The sequence below is a fragment of the Paraburkholderia sp. 22099 genome, from assembly GCF_052045835.1.
GTDB classification, from domain to species: Bacteria; Pseudomonadota; Gammaproteobacteria; order Burkholderiales; family Burkholderiaceae; genus Paraburkholderia; species Paraburkholderia terricola.
Map to the genome: position 1 here is coordinate 35,954 of NZ_JBQEPU010000017.1, position 12,868 is coordinate 48,821.

Here is a 12,868-nt window from a genome sequence, read left to right on the forward strand (position 1 = left end):
CATTTCCGCAGGGAAATATTCGCAGCCGAGTCCGCCGCATAAACAAAAGCCACGGCCCGCGTTTCGCGGGCCGTGGCTTCAGTGATGCGAGCGCACTCGGGTGCGCGACCCATGCGCGGCGCTCCGCGCTCGGGCTTTAAGCTTGGCTCTTAGTCGCTCAGCTTGATGCCGAACAACGTAGCTTGTGCCTTGCGAACACGCTCGGCTTCGCGGCTACGCGCTGCGTACGAATAGTCCGAATCGAGCGGCAGATGGGGCGACGCAAAGAGGTCGCTGACCTTTTGGAACAGTGCAAAAATGAAGCTCATGGCGACTCCCGGTTAGTTACTGCATTTGCTAGGGGTTTCCCTTAAGAATGATTATAGGGTTTTCCCTAGGCAAAAGCTAGTGCGATGCAACAATCTTCGGGGCGCGGCGCGTTGCCACGGGCTTCTAAGCAATGATGCGTTGCATCATGACAACGTCCCTGTTTTCCTAATCCGGGGCGAAAAGGATGGCCTACTGAAGCGTCCTTGCCGGCTGCCTTTTGGCGCGAACCGGTTTTGCGCTCTCCACGCTCTTGCGTGGATTGACCACCGCGGCGTCGACGGCGCCCGCCGCCGCGCTTGCCGCTGGTATCAGCGTGGCGCTATTCATCGACACGATCAGTCCCGGCAGCGTCCGCGCGGGGTTGTCTTGCGGTTTGACCGTGGCGCCGGTCGCGGAAAATTCCACGTTCAAGGCCCAAAACCCTTCGTGGATGCCCTTGTCGCGGATGAGCGCGGTCAACAGTTCCTCAATGGAAAATTTGTGTTCGCTAGTCGGCATGGTGGCTCCCGTCAGAAGAGGCGCTGGCGTATCCGGTCCGGCTTCGCAACAGCACTAGGAGTGTAAACGCGGGGATTTGCAGGTGCGATGCGCCGGCGGCGGGCGGCGCCTTACGGCGCCTATCCGGCGACGAACGCGTTAAGCGGCAGAACCTGTGACCAGACGGGGCGTTGAAATGGGCGGCCGCGGCCGGCTTGTCGCCGGCGCGGCGTCCCATTTTCAGTGGGAGGTGGCTGCTTTCGGCTTATGCGCGTGCTGCGCTCGCGCGGCACGCTTCGCCTGAGCCGGCGTAGCCGCAGCCTGCTGAGCCGCGGCGGGCGCTGCTGCGACCGCGGCGGCCGATGCGGCTTCGCTTGCCGCTGCCCTGGCCATTGCCATGTGGGTGTCGAGCAGGCTGGCCATGGCCGCCTGCTGGTTCTGCATCAACGCTTCGATGCGGTGCTGCTGGGCGGTGGTCTCGCGCGTCAGACGCATCAGGAGCGCGGTCTGCGTAATGCCAATGGCGACCGTGACGAGCAACGCGCCCACCACGATCGACAACATCCATTTCATACGGCGCGAGTGGTCGGTCGCGGCGCGACGCTGATCGGCGATCACGCCATACAGGGCGTCAACGGTATCGGCGAAGGCGGTCGCCCGCGCGCGGTCGAGTTCAGGCGCGGCGCACTGTGCGGCTGCCGATGCTTCAGCGCGTTGTGCTTCCCACAAGGGTGCGGCATAGGCTGAGTTGGCGCTGGCGCTGGCGCTGGCATTCATGCGTGCGGACGCGGATGCGTTGACCGACGGCTTGCGCTCCGCAGCCACCGCCCCTGATTCCGGCGAAGTACGGTGGTCGGCAGGCGCGCTCGCAACTTCGGCATCGGACGTTTCCAGCGAGGCGGCCGCCACTTTGGTCGCAGCCGCAGCCGCCGCGGACCGCGGCTGCGGTTGACCGCCGCGCGTGACCGATCCACGCACATGATCCGCCGCCGTCGCGCCCGGCTCGACCGCCTGGCGCAGCGCGGTCACGCTGCGCGCCACGGTCGCTGCCGCCATGGCTGGCGTGAGCGGCGCCGCGTCGCGCGCCGCCGCCGATGTCGCTGATCTCTCTTCAGCAGCCATGCCCGCGATCGGCGTCATATCAGCAACAGCCAGCCCGTCAGCCGACGAACCCGTCACTGGCAACGGCTCGGTTTCCAGTCCGCTCAATTGCGCATTCACCGGCACCGGTTCATCGGACTTCGCGGCGCGAGGCGCGCGGCGCGCCGCCTTCGCGTCCAGCGGCGCGCCGTCGCCGGCTTCAATTGCGCCGACCGCCGCCAACACCACGTCGGGCAATTCGAAACCATGCAGCGTGCCTTGGCGGATGTCGATGTTCATCGCTTCCAGCGTGGCGCGGGTGGGGTCGTCGGGGAACAGGTCGAGCGTGCTGTCGTCGCGCGTGGCGTCGCTCAGTTGCGCGAGGCGTTGTGCCGAACGCGCGGCGCGTGCCAGCTTGTTTTCGGTTTCGGTCGAGACGGTGGCCTGACGCCGCTTCCTGGAAGCGGCGCGCGGAGGCCGGGACTGCGTGGATGCTGCGGAATCTGCCATAAAGAAAAAAGCGGTCGTCGCCGGAAAGCGGGCGCCGGGCACCGCTCGTGAATGCCATTGGAATTTTTCGAGCCCGCATTGTCGCATGGCCGCCCGCACGTCCTGAAGCCATTCGCCGACGATTTTGCGCTTCAGGACGACGCGTCGTCCTGCCTGAAGTGCTTGACGCCACGCAGTTGCCGCAAGCGTGAGCAGATCGCCTCGTATTCGGCGTTCGATACGCGGTGCAAGGTGATGATCACCTCGTCGCACTCGGGTTCGTCGTCGCTTTGCTGCATCACGAACTGCTTGACACGCGGACTCGCGGCGCCGAGTTCGTCGTGCAGCGAATGGAACGTCATGGCGCCGCGCTCGACGATCATCGTCAATTGACGCCGCTGCTTGACGGTGATGAAGCGGCGCTCGAGCGGCTTGATGCCGGCGAGGATGGTCAGAATGATGATGGTCGCCGCGATCGACGCGGTGTACAGTCCGCCGCCCACCGCGAGGCCGATTGCCGCCGAACCGACGCACACCAGCATGTGCGTGCGCAAGCCCGCAGCCCACGAAAGCCGCTCGCGCTCGAAGCCGATCACGCTGCCGAGCGCCGCGGCCAACACCAGACGGGAGAGGAGTTCGAGGTTCGGCAACATTGTTCTGTCCTCCTTGCCTGAAATTATTCGAAGCGTTTGTGCCCCCGTGACGGAGTGTCAGTGGAACGCGTTTGCTTTATCCTAGGCCGCACGTCGCGACGACCGCGACCGCCCACGTGCGTGGGCGCTTCGAAACACCGCGTTTGATCCACCTGACCATGCCGAGCACGAAAACTTCCGCCACCGCCACCTCCACGACCGCTCTTGCAGGTGCGCTGCGCGATCACTTTACGAACGTCGTGCTGCCGCTGTGGCGCGGACCGGGTTTCAACGCCGGGTTGAAGCTGCCCTACGAAGCCGTCAGCGCCGACGACCACCGGCCGCTGCCCGCCGAACGCTATCGGGCAATGGCATGCGCGCGACAATTGTTCGTGTTCTCGCAAGCAGGCGATGCGGCCCATGCGCAGGTGCTGTTCGACTCGCTGATGCACACCTTTCAGGACACACGCCACGGCGGATGGTTCTATAGCGTCGACGCGCAAGGCGCGCCGCTCGACACTACCAAAGACCTTTACACGCATGCGTTCATCGTATTCGCGTGCGCGCAATACGGCCGGCGCTCCGGCAATCGCGACGCGCTGGAAGTCGTGCATCGCACGTCAGCGCTGATTCAGTCGAACTTCCTCGCCGAAGACGATCTGTTCAACGCCGCGCTCACCGCGGACTTCGCCGGGGTGAGCGGCACGCCGATCCAGAATCCCTTGATGCATCTGACCGAAGCCTGGCTGGCCGCACGCGAGTCCACGCGCGACAACGCGTTCGACGCCGCGCTGCATCGCCTGGCCGGCGCCGTCGCGCGTCATTTCGTGCATGCGCCCACGGGTTGCATCGCCGAATTGCCGATCGGCGCCGACGATAACCGGTTGGAGCCGGGTCATCAGTTCGAGTGGTATTGGCTGGTCAAGCAGGCGCCCGACCTGTTCGAAGCTTCAGGGCTTGACGAAGCACTCGCGCGCGCCTTCGCCTTCGCGCAGCAATGTGGCGTGGATCCGCAAACGGGGGGCGTGTACGCATCGCTCGACGAAACCGGCACGATCAAGGACGCGACCCAGCGCATCTGGGCTCAAACGGAATACTTGCGCGCGCTGGCAAGTCATGACAACCCAGCCTCGCTCGCCGCGCTGCCGCGGCAAATCGAGTTGTTCCAGCAACGCTTCCTGCGTTCGCAGGGCTGGTTCGAGTGCAAGACGCCGGCCGGGGAGGTGGCGCGCGCCGACATGCCGTCGACCACGCCGTATCACCTCGCAACCGCCTACGAGGCGTTACCGGACTGAGCAAAGTCGATCAGACCAGGCGGCGGGTACTCGCGCCGCCGCCCGCCAGTCGATCAGTACTCTTCGCGCTGCCACGGTCCCCAGGTCGCGTCGGCGGATTTAAAACGCATATAAGTCGCGCTGTGTCCGGTGGGGGTATCCGACGTGTCGCCGTGCGGCTTCCGGTCGGTGGTGTGAAGGGCAAAGGCCTGACGTTCCTCGCTGTCGACGGTGATGCGGCCGACCGGGTCCGGTCCGCCCTCTTGAGGTGATTTGGACTCCAATATCGCCAGATAGGGGGTCAAACGACTCCAGAACGAGGTGAGTTCTTCCTGCAGATAATGTGTCAATGTTTTTCCTGGAAGAGTAAGGCGACCAGTTTACCCTACCAGCCGAAGCGCTCCTGAAAACGCTTTCAGGGCTCCCAAAAGGCACGAACCTGGGAATACCCGAATACTGGTTGATTGGCATCCGTCATAAAGACGTGATACAACTCGTACTTCGCGCTCGATCTCGTGTTGAGAAATAGCGGTCGCGAATGCAATACACAACATTTACTGGATTAAAAATGGCAACAGGTACTGTGAAGTGGTTTAACGATGCAAAGGGCTTTGGCTTCATCACGCCGGACGACGGCGGCGAAGACCTGTTCGCGCACTTTTCGGAAGTTCAAGGCAGCGGCTTCAAGTCCCTGCAGGAAAACCAGAAGGTGACGTTCGAAGTTAAGCAAGGCCCGAAGGGCAAGCAGGCTGCGAACATCCAGCCGGCCTAAGTACCGTCAGGTACTTTGAGGCACCCTTAGGCGCTTGCGTCTGATGCAAAATGGCCCGCGAACGCGGGCCATTTTCTTTGGTTCATTGCCTTCTTTTTGAGCGCCTGCGCGGTTAAATTGCGCGCATTCCGGCCAACTCGAACCCCGCCGTCTGTCCGCGCGGTCCCTCGATTTGTTGCGTGCGCAACACAGATTCAGAAATTTCGAACACGGCAACCGCCTTTTTCAATTCCTGCGTCTGCTGATGCAGCGAAGCTGCCGCTGCTGCCGCCTCTTCAACGAGCGCCGCGTTCTGCTGCGTCATCTCATCCATCTGCACCACCGCCTGGTTCACCTGCTCGATGCCCGTGCTTTGCTCGAGCGACGACGCGCTGATTTCCGCCATCATCTGCGTGACACGGGAGATGGATGCCGACACGTTGCTCATCGCTTCGCCGGCATGCTCGACGAGCGCCGAGCCGCCCTGAATCTCGGCGACCGATTCGCTGATCAGCGTCTTGATCTCCTTCGCCGACTGCGCACTGCGCTGGGCCAGCCCGCGCACCTCGCCCGCCACCACGGCGAAGCCGCGCCCCTGCTCACCGGCGCGCGCCGCTTCCACCGCCGCGTTCAACGCAAGAATATTGGTCTGGAACGCAATGCCGTCGATCACCGAAATGATCTCGGCGATCTTGTCGGAGCTTTGCGCGATGCCGCGCATCTTGTCGACCACCTCGTTGACCACTTCGCTGCCGCGCGAGGTCGCCTCGAGCGCGGTCGAGGCGAGCGCATTGGCCTCGCGGGCGTGCTCCGCGTTCTGGCGCACGGTGGCGGTCAACTCTTCCATGCTCGACGCGGTTTCCTCGAGCGACGCCGCCTGGTTTTCGGTGCGCGCGGACAGATCCGCGTTGCCGGTCGCGATTTCGTCGGCGCCCAGGTGAATCGAGTCGGCGGATTCGCGCACGGTTTGCACGGTGCGCGCGACGCTCGCCTGCATTCTCGCGAGGCCCGAGAACAGACGGCCGATTTCATTGGTGCCACGCGCGGCGATCGGCTGGTCGAGTCGTCCTTGCGCGATGCGCTCGAAGTGACGGCCGGCTTCCTCCAGCGGCGCCACCACGCCGCGCCGCAGCGCCGCATACACCGCAGCCGTGCCGACCACCAGCAGCAGCAGGATAACGAGGCTCACGCCGCGGAACATCTCCATGCGCGCGTCGATCGAATCGAGCGACACACGACTCGCCGCGTCGCCGAATTGCACGAAGTTGCGCAGTTCGACGAGATACGCGTCCTGGAACGACTGGGTCGGCTGATCGAGGAAAGCCTGAATATTGTTCGCATCGAGAAACTGCACGAGTTCGGCCAGCGCGTCATGCAGCTTTTTATAGCGATCGGCGAGCGCGGTGGCGCGAGTGCTGTTTTCATCGCTGGTCTTGCGCGCGTTCATGAACGCACCGAACGACTGATCGGCGGCCGCGAGCTGTTCGCGGGCATGCTGGACGATGTCGGTCGGCTCGGCGCCGCCGCGCACCATGCGCGTACCGGCGCGCGAGAGGTTGATCCGCGCGTCCATCAAATGCTGGGTCGTTTCATTGACCGCGTCCACCTGCTTCAACGCGATGTTCGACAGGTCGCCGACGTCGTCATGGGAGCGGGTAAGCGACCAGAAACCCAAACCCACGGTAACAAGCTGGAATACGCAGAACGCGGCCAGAACACACAACAGGCCAGAGGCGACCTTGATCTTGCTGAACATCGAGAACACCTGAAAGCAGAGAATAACGGGAGCTACGTCAGGGTTAACGGCACAGCAACGCCTTGCTTAAGGCCAATGTCGTCAAAAATCGCCTTACATCCTCCTTACCTCGGCTAACTTCGAAATTCGCGCCACTTTGCGCACGCGTGTCGAGCACATATTTCCGATTCAGCTTGACGCGGTGCGTCGGCGCTTCCTAGAGTGGGTAGGGAACTGCATGACGCAGGCCAGTGCAAGTACCCACCACCGCGGGGCTCACCGAAGGAATCACGATGACCGACCTACTCGACCGGGCGCGCGGCGCACTGCATGCCCAGCCGTTCAGCATGCTGCTGGGCGCTGACCTGATGCACACGGGCACCAGCGAACTGACGTTGTGCCTGCCGATCCGCGACGACTTGCGGCAGCAGCATGGCTTCGTGCATGGCGGCGTCATCAGCTACCTCGCCGATAACGCGCTGACGTTCGCCGGGGCGTTGTCGCTAGGGCCGAAGGTGGTGACCGGCGAATTCAAGATCAACTATTTGCGGCCGGCAATGAACGGCACGCTGATCGCGCGGGCGAAGGTGGTCTACGCAGGCCGCTATCAGGCGACCTGCCAGTGCAACGTCTATGTGATGGAAGGCGACCGTGAAAAGTTGATCGCCGTGGCGCAAGGCACGGTCAACCGGATCAGCGACAGCGGCGAGCACGAGCCGGCGGGTTGAAAAAATCCACGCGCCGGCCGACGGCTTACTCCGCCGCGTAAGTGCGCTGCGTCTGCTCGCCCAATCCTTCGATACCCAGGTGCACTGTCTGCCCCGGCTTCAGATACACCGCATTCGGCTTCACGCCCATGCCGACGCCCGGCGGCGTGCCGGTCGAAATCACGTCGCCCGGTTGCAGGCTCATGCACTGCGACACATACGACACGAGCTTGGCGACGCCGAACACCATCGTCCTGGTGTTGCCGTTCTGATAGCGGTGGCCGTCCACTTCGAGCCACAGGCTAAGGTTCTGCGGATCGGCGACTTCGTCGCGCGTGACCATCCACGGGCCGATCGGGCCGAATGTGTCGAAGCCCTTGCCCTTATCCCACGTGCCGCCGCGCTCGATCTGCCATTCGCGTTCCGACACGTCGTTGATCACGCAGTAACCCGCGACGTAATCGAGCGCGTTGGCTTCGTCGACGTATTTCGCCGGCTTGCCGATCACCACGCCCAGTTCCACTTCCCAATCGGTTTTCTTCGAGCCGCGCGGAATTTCGATGTCGTCGTTGGGGCCGGAAATCGCGCTCGTCCACTTGTTGAAAATCACCGGTTCGGGCGGCACCGGCAGATTCGATTCGGCGGCATGGTCCGCGTAGTTCAAGCCGATGCAGATGAACTTGCCGATCTTGCCGACACACGGGCCCATGCGCGGATTGCCCTCCACCAGCGGCAACGAAGCCGGATCGAGCGCGCGCAGTTTGGCGAGGCCCGCGTCGGTCAGCGCGGCGCCGTCGATATCGGCGACCACGTTCGACAGATCGCGAAGCTTGCCTTGCGCGTCGAGCAAGCCCGGCTTTTCCTGGCCCTTCGGCCCATAACGAAGCAGTTTCATCGGTGCACTTCCCTTTATACGTTCAGTGATAGTCGTTCGAATCTCGGTGCCGGTGCGGGTCAGTTCGACCAGCCGCCGTCGATCACATGCGCATGACCCGTGGTGAACGACGATTCGTCGGAGGCGAGATACAGCGCCAGCGCGGCGATCTCCTCGGGCTTGCCGATACGGCCCATCGGCTGGCGCGCGACAAAGGCGGCTTGCACCGCCTCGATCGTCGCGCCCTGCGCCGCAGCCTGCTCGGCGATCCGCTGTTCGAGCGACGGCGAAGCCACCGTGCCGGGGCAGATCGCGTTACAGCGTACACCACGCGTGATGAAATCCGCCGCGACGGACTTGGTCAAGCCGAGCACGGCCGCCTTCGACGCGCTGTACACGAAGCGGTTCGGCACGCCCTTTACGCTCGACGCCGCCGACGACATATTGATGATCGAGCCGCCGCCCTTTTCCAGCATCGCCGGCAGGAACGCGCGGATCATGCGGTACATCGCCTTCGCATTCAGATCGAAGGCGAAATCCCAGTCTTCGTCCGTGCATTCGAGAATCGTGCCGGCGTGCACGAAGCCCGCGCAGTTGAACAGCACGTCGATCGCGCCGACTTCCGCGGCCAGCGCCTTGATCGCCGCGTCGTCGCGCACGTCGAGCTTGCGCGCTTCGACCGGCTTGCCGGCGAGTCCGTCGATGCGGATATCGGTGGCGATCACGCGCGCGCCTTCGCGCGCGAACAGTTCCGCGGTGGCGAGACCGATGCCTTGTCCCGCTGCGGTAATCAGGGCCGTCTTGCCGGCCAGTCTTTGTGTCATCTACGACTCCAGTTGAATGGGCTTCTTGTGTCTTCGTATGCTCAAAGCCGATAAAACGCGGCGGCGTTGCCGCCGAAAACCGCTTCACGCTCGGCGTCGCTCAAGGACGCGAGCAAGGTGTTCGCCACCGAGTGCCACAGCAGATAGTCGCCGTTCAGATCCAGCACGGGCCAGTCGCTGCCCCACATCAAACGCGCCGGACCGAACGCGGCGAGCAGATGCTCGACATACGGTTGCAGCGTTTCCTCGGTCCAGCCGGGCGAGGCTTCGGTGGCGAGGCCCGACAGCTTGCAATGCACCTGCGGCAGCCTTGCAAGCCGCGTGATCGCGTCGGCCCATGCTTGCCAAGCGGCGCGGCCGTAGCGGATCGGCGGCTTGGCGCCGTGATCGACCACGATGCGCAGCGCCGGAAAGCGCGCCGTGAAGGCTTCGATCGGCTCGACGTGGCGCGCGTAAATCAGCGCGTCGAATGCGAGGTCGTGCGCGATCAGCGCTTCGATCGCCGGCGCGAGGTCGGGATTGGCGATCCACGTGTCGTCCGGCAAGTCCTGCAGCATCGGCCGCACGCCCTTGAACTTCGGTTCATGCGCGAAGGCGTCGATCACGGCCGGCGCGGTCGGCAAGAGCAACGGCACCCAGCCCACCACGCCGGCGATCGACGGCTCGTTGCGCGCCATGTCCAGCAGATAACGCGTCTCGTCGATGGTCGGCGCCGCCTGCACGACCACCGTTCGCTCGATGCCCACCCTTTCGCGCAATGGTTTGAGGTCCGTTGGGCCGAACGTCCGGTAAAGAATCTGCAGTTCCGGCGTGAGCCACTCGTAGTCGCCGCGGGCGGGGTCCCAGTAGTGCTGGTGGGCATCGATATGCATCGTCGGATCAATCCTCTGGCGCGGGCGCGCGGTGGTCGAGCAAGCCCTGGTCGCGCAACGCGGACCACAATTCCGCGGGGATCGGCTGCTCGAACGACGCGGCGTTCTCGCGCAATTCGTCGGCACTGCGCGCGCCGGTCAGCACGGTGGCGACCGCCGGATGCGCATACGGAAACTGCAAGGCGGCGGCCGCGAGCGGCACGCCGTGTTCGCGGCACACCGCTTGCAGCCGTGCGACGCGCTCGATCACCTCGCGCGGCGCATCGCCGTAGTTGAATTTCAGATCGCCCTCGACGCCGCGGGCCAGAATGCCCGAGTTGAACGCGCCGCCTAACAGAATGCTGACGCCGCGCTTCTCGCAGGCCGGCAAGAGATCGTCGAGCGTGATCTGCTCGAGGAGCGTATACCGGCCTGCAAGCAACGCGCAATCGATATCGAACTCGGCCATCGCTTCCAGAATTACCGCGCCTTCATTCACGCCGAGACCGACGGCCTTGATCGCGCCCGCCGAGCGCAGCTCGTCCAATGCGCGGAAACCGCCGCCTTCGGTCAGTTGCCGCCAGTAATGGGGGTTCTCGTCGCCGTGCGTGGCCCGGCCGATATCGTGCACCAGCAGAATGTCGATATCGACGATGCCGAGGCGCTGCTGGCTGTCCTCGAACGAACGCAGAATGCCGTCGTGCGTGTAGTCGTAGATCGCCTCGAAGGGCAGCGGGTTTTGCCAGCCTTCCTTGCCCTCGTAAGGCGTGGTGCGCGGCACGAAGCGGCGGCCCACCTTGGTGGACAGCACATAGTCGCCGCGCGGATAACGGCGCAACGCGTCGCCCAGCCGATGCTCGGCCTTGGTGTTGCCGTAATGCGGCGCGGTATCGAAGTAACGCACGCCGGCGTCCCACGCGGCGGCGACGGTCGCGTGCGCTTCCTCGTCGGACAGGTCGCGATAGAGGCCGCCCAGGGGCGCCGTGCCGAGTCCCAATCCTGTCACTTGCAAGGCGGTGCGGCCAACGCCGCGCCGCCGCCCGACCTTCGAACCGATCGCTGCCGTCATTGAAGCTGTCTCCTGTTTCACCGTGTTTTAGCACGCGCGAGCCAAATATGCCCGCCGCGCGTGCGAACCGCCTGCGGAGGGACCGCGGTCCGGCCGCTCAATGCGGCTCGATCGCAACCACGCGATGCGGCGCCGCGGCGCTCGACGGCAGGCACGCCGGCCCAACCGGTTCAAAAGTCTTGTACGTCAGGATGAATTCCTGATGACCGAGCGTTTCCGATTTCGACGCCGCGCCGAGCGACACCGCCACCGTTTGCTCGAACACCTCGCGGCCAACCTCGTCGAGCGTGCCGCGGCCTTCGAGAATACGGCCCGCGTCGACGTCCATGTCGCCGGCGAGGTTGCGGTACGTCGCCGGATTCGCGCACACCTTGATGACCGGCGAAATCGCCGAGCCGACCACCGAGCCGCGTCCGGTCGTGAACAGAATCACATGCGCGCCGCACGCGATCAGTTCGCCGATCTCCGCGTTGTCGCTGATGTTCGGAAAGCCGAAGCGCGGCTCGCCGTCGGGCACTACGTCGAGCAGATACAGGCCGCCGGTCGGCGGAATATCGCCGGGTTTGATGATGCCGACAATCGGCGACGCGCCGCTCTTCGCATACGCGCCCAACGACTTTTCTTCCTGGGTGGTGAGGCCGCCGTCCGCATTGCCGACCGCAAAACTGCCGTGCCCGAGAATCGAGTAGTAGCGCGCGGCCTTCGCGACGCACGCAACGATGGCGTCACCAAGGTCGGGCCGTGCCGCGCGCGTTTTCATATGAAACTCGCAGCCCACCAGCTCGCCGGTTTCCTCGAAGAGGCAGGTCGCGCCCGCGTCGATCAGATGATCGAACGCCCGGCCCACCGCCGGGTTCGCCGTGATGCCGCTGGTGCCGTCCGAGCCGCCGCAAATGGTGCCGACCACCAGTTCGGAGAGCGCCATCGGCACTTTTCGTTGCGCGGCGAGCTCCTTGCGCACATCGCGAATCCAGTCGACGCCGTATTGAATCGTGCTGCGCGTGCCGCCCTTTTCCTGGATCGTCAGCACCTCGACGGGACGGCCGCTCGCGCGCACCACGTCCACGAGGTAATGCTTGTTCATGCTCTCGCAACCGAGCGACACGAACAACACCGCGCCCACGTTCGGATGCGTGGCAAGCCGCTCCAGCATCTTTTCGGCGTAGCTGTTCGGATAGCAGCCGGGAAAGCCGATCAGATGCACCGGCGGTTCGCGCTCGGCGGAAGCGTCGTCGAAGGCGTCGAACGGCTCGCGAAACTGCGTGACGATCTCGCGCGCGACGTGATGCGCGCACTCCACCAGATACGCCACCGCGACCACATTGCGGATGCCCTTGCGGCCGTCCCGGCGCGGATAGCCTTGCAGCATGGGTTGCTGTGCGGCGACAGATGCTACGGAAGTGTCAGTCATGATCGTTCCAGCGCGGCGCAAGGCCGCGTCATTGAGCGCAAATCAGTGATGTACGAACTCGTGTCCCGCGTCGTGCGTGTACGTCGGCAGGTAATCGCTTTCGAGGTTGTGCGTATGCAGATGCGCGCCGGGCGCGACCGCTTCGGTCACGTGGCCGATGACCGCGCCGTAGCGCAGCACCTTGTCGTCTTTCGCGAGTTCGCGGCGCGCCACCTTGTGACCGAGCTCGATGGTTTTCGTAAGCGTTACGAGCGCGCCTTCGATCTCCACTTGCGTGCCCGCATCGAGACGCGCCGCCGCGATCAGGCAGTTATCGGCGGGACTGAGCAGGATCAGGCGTGGATCGGTTTGCAATGGGCGGCTGGTCAAGTGAGTTCTCCGTCAG

The 12,868-nt window shown here is 64.2% G+C and carries 15 protein-coding genes; 3 read left to right on the forward strand and 12 right to left on the reverse strand.

All coding sequences use genetic code 11. From position 1 onward, the window contains the following. Positions 1-149: 149 nt before the first annotated feature. The 4 genes from ACTJLC_RS17455 to ACTJLC_RS17470 form a co-directional block, all read right to left on the reverse strand. Positions 150-308 (reverse strand): hypothetical protein, encoded by a 159-nt coding sequence (locus tag ACTJLC_RS17455; RefSeq protein ID WP_167363282.1) that lies wholly within the window; start codon positions 306-308, stop codon positions 150-152. Between the two features lie 190 nt (positions 309-498). Further along, positions 499-807, reverse strand: a complete 309-nt coding sequence (locus tag ACTJLC_RS17460; protein WP_310123868.1) for a hypothetical protein — start codon at positions 805-807, stop codon at positions 499-501. Between the two features lie 219 nt (positions 808-1,026). After that, positions 1,027-2,376 carry a hypothetical protein gene (locus tag ACTJLC_RS17465; protein ID WP_440844725.1) on the reverse strand — a complete coding sequence of 450 codons (1,350 nt, stop codon included), beginning with the start codon at positions 2,374-2,376 and terminating at the stop codon, positions 1,027-1,029. A 131-nt stretch (positions 2,377-2,507) separates the two neighbouring features. Next, positions 2,508-3,008 carry an MgtC/SapB family protein gene (locus tag ACTJLC_RS17470; protein ID WP_310130848.1) on the reverse strand — a complete coding sequence of 167 codons (501 nt, stop codon included), beginning with the start codon at positions 3,006-3,008 and terminating at the stop codon, positions 2,508-2,510. Positions 3,009-3,166: 158 nt separating this feature from the next. Between ACTJLC_RS17470 and ACTJLC_RS17475 the strand changes: the two genes are divergently transcribed. Further along, positions 3,167-4,282 (forward strand): AGE family epimerase/isomerase, encoded by a 1,116-nt coding sequence (locus ACTJLC_RS17475; RefSeq protein ID WP_244745533.1) that lies wholly within the window; start codon positions 3,167-3,169, stop codon positions 4,280-4,282. A gap of 53 nt (positions 4,283-4,335) precedes the next feature. Here ACTJLC_RS17475 and ACTJLC_RS17480 read toward each other — a convergent pair whose 3' ends face one another. Next, positions 4,336-4,611 carry a hypothetical protein gene (locus ACTJLC_RS17480; protein ID WP_310130846.1) on the reverse strand — a complete coding sequence of 92 codons (276 nt, stop codon included), beginning with the start codon at positions 4,609-4,611 and terminating at the stop codon, positions 4,336-4,338. Between the two features lie 218 nt (positions 4,612-4,829). On the opposite strand from ACTJLC_RS17480, the gene ACTJLC_RS17485 reads away from it, so the two are divergent. Continuing rightward, the gene (locus tag ACTJLC_RS17485; protein ID WP_007178724.1) at positions 4,830-5,033 is read left to right on the forward strand and encodes a cold-shock protein; all 204 of its coding nucleotides are present in this window, start codon (positions 4,830-4,832) and stop codon (positions 5,031-5,033) included. A gap of 112 nt (positions 5,034-5,145) precedes the next feature. Here ACTJLC_RS17485 and ACTJLC_RS17490 read toward each other — a convergent pair whose 3' ends face one another. After that, a complete protein-coding gene (locus tag ACTJLC_RS17490; RefSeq protein WP_114164687.1) occupies positions 5,146-6,768 on the reverse strand; it encodes a methyl-accepting chemotaxis protein in 1,623 nt (540 codons plus the stop codon). Positions 6,769-7,040: 272 nt separating this feature from the next. Between ACTJLC_RS17490 and ACTJLC_RS17495 the strand changes: the two genes are divergently transcribed. Continuing rightward, the gene (locus ACTJLC_RS17495; protein WP_073431312.1) at positions 7,041-7,475 is read left to right on the forward strand and encodes a PaaI family thioesterase; all 435 of its coding nucleotides are present in this window, start codon (positions 7,041-7,043) and stop codon (positions 7,473-7,475) included. 25 nt (positions 7,476-7,500) lie between these two features. Here ACTJLC_RS17495 and ACTJLC_RS17500 read toward each other — a convergent pair whose 3' ends face one another. From ACTJLC_RS17500 to ACTJLC_RS17525, 6 genes are all read right to left on the reverse strand, one after another. After that, positions 7,501-8,349: an ureidoglycolate lyase gene (locus tag ACTJLC_RS17500; protein ID WP_244745535.1), complete on the reverse strand. Its 849-nt coding sequence runs from the start codon at positions 8,347-8,349 to the stop codon at positions 7,501-7,503. Between the two features lie 59 nt (positions 8,350-8,408). Continuing rightward, positions 8,409-9,152 carry an SDR family oxidoreductase gene (locus ACTJLC_RS17505; protein WP_073431310.1) on the reverse strand — a complete coding sequence of 248 codons (744 nt, stop codon included), beginning with the start codon at positions 9,150-9,152 and terminating at the stop codon, positions 8,409-8,411. A gap of 41 nt (positions 9,153-9,193) precedes the next feature. Then, positions 9,194-10,024, reverse strand: a complete 831-nt coding sequence (locus tag ACTJLC_RS17510; protein ID WP_310130839.1) for an amidohydrolase family protein — start codon at positions 10,022-10,024, stop codon at positions 9,194-9,196. A 7-nt stretch (positions 10,025-10,031) separates the two neighbouring features. Then, positions 10,032-11,072 carry an aldo/keto reductase gene (locus ACTJLC_RS17515; RefSeq protein ID WP_310130836.1) on the reverse strand — a complete coding sequence of 347 codons (1,041 nt, stop codon included), beginning with the start codon at positions 11,070-11,072 and terminating at the stop codon, positions 10,032-10,034. 97 nt (positions 11,073-11,169) lie between these two features. Beyond that, positions 11,170-12,483 carry a UxaA family hydrolase gene (locus ACTJLC_RS17520; protein ID WP_083081817.1) on the reverse strand — a complete coding sequence of 438 codons (1,314 nt, stop codon included), beginning with the start codon at positions 12,481-12,483 and terminating at the stop codon, positions 11,170-11,172. A gap of 42 nt (positions 12,484-12,525) precedes the next feature. After that, complete coding sequence (locus ACTJLC_RS17525) at positions 12,526-12,852, reverse strand: UxaA family hydrolase (protein ID WP_083081818.1); 327 nt, start codon at positions 12,850-12,852, stop codon at positions 12,526-12,528. Positions 12,853-12,868: the final 16 nt, after the last annotated feature.

Excerpts from the sequence above, each read along its gene's own strand:
- ACTJLC_RS17455 (WP_167363282.1), bottom strand. The coding sequence starts at position 308 with ATGAGCTTCATTTTTGCACTGTTCCAAAAGGTCAGCGACCTCTTTGCG.
- ACTJLC_RS17460 (WP_310123868.1), bottom strand. The coding sequence starts at position 807 with ATGCCGACTAGCGAACACAAATTTTCCATTGAGGAACTGTTGACCGCG.
- ACTJLC_RS17465 (WP_440844725.1), bottom strand. The coding sequence starts at position 2,376 with ATGGCAGATTCCGCAGCATCCACGCAGTCCCGGCCTCCGCGCGCCGCT.
- ACTJLC_RS17470 (WP_310130848.1), bottom strand. The coding sequence starts at position 3,008 with ATGTTGCCGAACCTCGAACTCCTCTCCCGTCTGGTGTTGGCCGCGGCG.
- ACTJLC_RS17475 (WP_244745533.1), top strand. The coding sequence starts at position 3,167 with ATGCCGAGCACGAAAACTTCCGCCACCGCCACCTCCACGACCGCTCTT.
- ACTJLC_RS17485 (WP_007178724.1), top strand. The coding sequence starts at position 4,830 with ATGGCAACAGGTACTGTGAAGTGGTTTAACGATGCAAAGGGCTTTGGC.
- ACTJLC_RS17490 (WP_114164687.1), bottom strand. The coding sequence starts at position 6,768 with ATGTTCAGCAAGATCAAGGTCGCCTCTGGCCTGTTGTGTGTTCTGGCC.
- ACTJLC_RS17495 (WP_073431312.1), top strand. The coding sequence starts at position 7,041 with ATGACCGACCTACTCGACCGGGCGCGCGGCGCACTGCATGCCCAGCCG.
- ACTJLC_RS17500 (WP_244745535.1), bottom strand. The coding sequence starts at position 8,349 with ATGAAACTGCTTCGTTATGGGCCGAAGGGCCAGGAAAAGCCGGGCTTG.
- ACTJLC_RS17505 (WP_073431310.1), bottom strand. The coding sequence starts at position 9,152 with ATGACACAAAGACTGGCCGGCAAGACGGCCCTGATTACCGCAGCGGGA.
- ACTJLC_RS17510 (WP_310130839.1), bottom strand. The coding sequence starts at position 10,024 with ATGCATATCGATGCCCACCAGCACTACTGGGACCCCGCCCGCGGCGAC.
- ACTJLC_RS17515 (WP_310130836.1), bottom strand. The coding sequence starts at position 11,072 with ATGACGGCAGCGATCGGTTCGAAGGTCGGGCGGCGGCGCGGCGTTGGC.
- ACTJLC_RS17520 (WP_083081817.1), bottom strand. The coding sequence starts at position 12,483 with ATGACTGACACTTCCGTAGCATCTGTCGCCGCACAGCAACCCATGCTG.